Source organism: uncultured Campylobacter sp., from assembly GCF_938045225.1.
Classification (GTDB): Bacteria; Campylobacterota; Campylobacteria; order Campylobacterales; family Campylobacteraceae; genus Campylobacter_A.
The window spans coordinates 1-3,325 of the sequence record NZ_CALINL010000169.1 but is presented as its reverse complement, the minus strand read 5'-3'; the positions used below and the strand labels follow the sequence as shown (position 1 = coordinate 3,325).

General features: G+C 43.4%; 5 protein-coding genes and 1 pseudogene. 2 read left to right on the top strand and 4 right to left on the bottom strand.

What is annotated here, in order from left to right; all coding sequences use genetic code 11:
- Positions 1-6: 6 nt before the first annotated feature.
- Positions 7-162 carry a heavy metal-associated domain-containing protein gene (locus tag Q0200_RS11925; RefSeq protein WP_366118355.1) on the top strand — a complete coding sequence of 52 codons (156 nt, stop codon included), beginning with the start codon at positions 7-9 and terminating at the stop codon, positions 160-162.
- Complete coding sequence (locus Q0200_RS06305; protein ID WP_297939146.1) at positions 159-425, top strand: heavy metal-associated domain-containing protein; 267 nt, start codon at positions 159-161, stop codon at positions 423-425. Before Q0200_RS11925 ends, Q0200_RS06305 begins: the two co-directional genes overlap by 4 nt.
- 290 nt (positions 426-715) lie before the next feature.
- On the opposite strand, the gene cas1 is transcribed toward Q0200_RS06305, so the two are convergent.
- The 4 genes and pseudogenes from cas1 to Q0200_RS06285 all read right to left on the bottom strand — a co-directional run bounded on the left by cas1 (position 716) and on the right by Q0200_RS06285 (position 3,222).
- A complete protein-coding gene (cas1, locus tag Q0200_RS06300; RefSeq protein ID WP_297939143.1) occupies positions 716-1,714 on the bottom strand; it encodes a CRISPR-associated endonuclease Cas1 in 999 nt (332 codons plus the stop codon).
- A gap of 68 nt (positions 1,715-1,782) precedes the next feature.
- A complete protein-coding gene (cas2, locus tag Q0200_RS06295) occupies positions 1,783-2,061 on the bottom strand; it encodes a CRISPR-associated endonuclease Cas2 (protein ID WP_297939141.1) in 279 nt (92 codons plus the stop codon).
- Positions 2,062-2,083: 22 nt separating this feature from the next.
- Positions 2,084-2,618, bottom strand: a pseudogene (locus Q0200_RS06290) (Dna2/Cas4 domain-containing protein).
- A gap of 217 nt (positions 2,619-2,835) precedes the next feature.
- Positions 2,836-3,222 carry a DNA adenine methylase gene (locus Q0200_RS06285; protein WP_297939138.1) on the bottom strand — a complete coding sequence of 129 codons (387 nt, stop codon included), beginning with the start codon at positions 3,220-3,222 and terminating at the stop codon, positions 2,836-2,838.
- Between the last annotated feature and the right edge of the window lie 103 nt (positions 3,223-3,325).

Sequence of the window (3,325 nt, the reverse complement as noted above, 5' to 3'; positions counted from 1 at the left end):
AAAAAAATCGAAGATGCCGTAAAGGGCGTCAAGGGCGTCACCGGAGTGAGCTTTGATCTAAAAAGCAAAGACGTAAACATCACCGCAGATAGCGGCGTGAACGTGATGGACATCGTGCACGCGATCCAAGCCAAAAAATACAAAGTCGGTATCAAAGAATGAAAAAGCTAGCTCTAGCGCTGGCGCTTTGCGCGGCGGCATTTGCGGACAAGACTTTGGTTTACGAGATCCCCAATATGGCCTGCGTGAGCTGCTACGAGGTCATCACCCAGACGCTAAATACGCTTAACGGCGTGAAGAAATTTGAGGTAAATTTGGAGGCTAAAACGGTCGACATCGTCGTCTCGGACGACTTTGTGGAAAATACGGTCGTAGAAGCGCTCAAAAAACAAGGCTATCAGGCGATTTTAAAATCCGCTAAATAGCGCTCATCAGTCGTATTCGAGGCTAAATTTACGATTTTGACCTCGGACACGGCTTTTTGAAAACGTAAAGTTTATCTTAAATTTTGTCTAGTATACTTTTAAAAAGATTGCTTTACTCCAACGGAGTAAATTCTAATAGCACCAAAAAGCTGATTTAATAGACCTTTTGATGCAAGAAGTCTATACTTATTCGCCTTAAATTTGACTAAATTGTAGCCACATACAAATACACCAAGCCCTAAATTTCAAGCATTTTAAAATCTTAAAAAACGCTTTATCAAAATGCGATTTCACCCCCACCTAAAGCCCTCATAAGGCGCGTCCTCACAGATACACTTCTTGAGCTTGTTTGCTTCGCGGCGGATCACCTGCCGCCACGTGAGGTTTTGCCCGTTTGGGCAGATCGTTTCACCAAGCCTCGCGATCATTTTTAGCTCTATTTTTTGCACGGCGTCGTTGCTAAATTTTATCCGCCCGGCGTCGGTTTGGAAGTCCTTTGCGGTGATCTCCTTTTTATTTAGCATGCTAAAAATCAGCGTATCGCCCAAGATCGGCTTAAAAACCTCGGCAAGATCGAGATATAGGCTCAAGGCTCGGTAGTTTGGCTCGTGCAAAAAGCCGATGCGAGGATCTAGCTCGGTCTTGTAAATTTCGCTAAGGCAGACGTTGTAAATGCGCGTATTTACGTAGCTTATGAAGCTGTTGATTTTATCGGCGGGCGGGCGTTTGGAGCGGATAGTGAATTTAAAGCTTTTTTGATCCGCGATTATCTCGTTCCACTTTTCGTAGTAGAGCTTTTGAAACGCCCCTTCTGCGGCCATTATCGCAGGCACGTCCGTGGCGGCGTTTAGCGCCTCTATGTGGGGCGATACGTCAAATTTCACGCCGTGTCTTTTGCAGTTTGCAGCGTCATTTAGGATGTGCGCGCGAGTGATCTCGCGGGCGATGTAGGCGCGCTTAATGGGATCGTCAAAGGCGCGAACCTGATTTAGTAGCACAAAGCCGCTTTTATTGACCGAGTTTGAGGTATTTGGATAAAAATTACCGCGAAAGCTCTGGTAAGGGCTAAAAATATGCAAAAGGACGTTGTTATCCGCCAAAAACGCCATAGTGTAGGTATCGATCTGCACTTTTGCCAGCACGTAAATTTCATCGATCGCGTTTATCGGCAAAATTTTACTAGCGACGACCGCGCCCGTATCGTCAAATTTATCAAAATAGATGTTGTTATCTTGCCTGCGAAGCCTGCCTGCGCTCAAAATAAAATGCGTCCTGTCGCTTTTTTGCATCTCTTTCCTTAAATTTAGCCTAGATTTCAAGCGCTGCCGTCAAACTCGGCAAATTTACGCGAGCAAATTTAACTAAACAGCGCGCCGCTTTTATCCTGCCCGATTACGATACGCTTGGAGTATTTCAGCGAATTAAACGTATAAATCACGATAGAATCAAGCTGCGCAATGCACTCTTTTTGCAAAATCGCGGTTAGTTTTTTAAAATCGCTCTCGCGAATCTCGCCTTCAAAAACGGAAAACTGCACTCGCGGCAAAAACTTCTCGACCGCCTTTCTGATGCGGTTTGCGTTGTTTTTCTCTTTTTGCTCGGCGCCGGCGATGTCGTAAAACAAAATCACGTACATTTTTCTAGCATTTTTCTAAATTTTAACTCGCACAATATCCGCTATAAGCGCAGTTTGTGCAAAATTTACCCTGCGTAAATTTCGGCGGCCGCTCTAGATTTACGAGCAACGTTATCTCGCTTAAAATTTGCTGGGTTAAAGCGAAATTTTCGCTGCTATCCTCTACCAAAATCACCTTTTTACCGCTGATTAGTTTGCCTTTTACCTCTTTTAAATTTAAGCCCGTTTTTAAAAGATAGACGTAAAAAAGTAGCTGCATCTTGCCCGCAAGCTCGTTTTTTAGGCTCTTTTTTTACTTCGCTCTCGCTCGTAACGCTAAAGCGAGGATATTCGGTGATGAGATAGTGTCCGCGCTGCTTGGAAAGTTTGTCGAATTTCAAATTTGAAAATGCAAACTCCTGCAAATCGCTCTCTTTGATGTCCGCCAGCGCCTTGCCCATTAGCACGTTTTCGTCTTCTTGATCTGCGTGGATTTGATGCGCGTAAAGCCACGCCTCACGCTTACAGGTGACGTAGTAATTTACAAGCGTGCCAGTGATCTGATCTTTTGAGAACATTAGTCAAATACCTCGTCGGTTATGTCTAAATTCGTATCTTTTTTAAGGCCATACTCGGCACTATAAAAATAAGTGTAAAACCGCTTTTCAAATCAAAGCGAATTTGTGATTAAAATCAAAGTGAGCTAAAAACCGCGTTTTTCCACTTTGATTTCTAACGTAAAATTATACGCCTCAATAAGCCCTTTAAAAAGCTGTTAAAAGCCCTTTAAAGCCTTTAAAAATTCATTACGATAACTTCCGCGCTTACCTTATCTCTTGCCGCTCCGTTTAGGCTGTAGTTTATTTGGGCTTCCTCAAATCTAAACCCCGCATAGAACTCTCGCACTATCTCGCAGTCGTTGTAGCCAAGAATGAATTTGCCTTTGATGGTTCGTAAGATGGCGGCTAAATTTTGATGATCGTTCATACTAAAGCCTTTTGGGGTCTTATAGTAGCTCTCGGTGCCGACATAGGGCGGATCTAGGTAAAACAAAGCATCCTTGTCGTCGTACTCCTTTATGAGCTTTTCATAGCTCATATTTTCGATAGAGGCGCGCTTTAGGCGTTTGGAATATACCGTAAAATCCCTATAGATATTTCCGAAGTTCCTACGTTTACTCATAGCATAATTTGCGCCCTTCGCCCCAAAGCTCATGTTAATAAGATAGGTTCAACGGAACTTAATACAAATACAAGGAGCATTAAGTTACGATGAGTTCGATGAA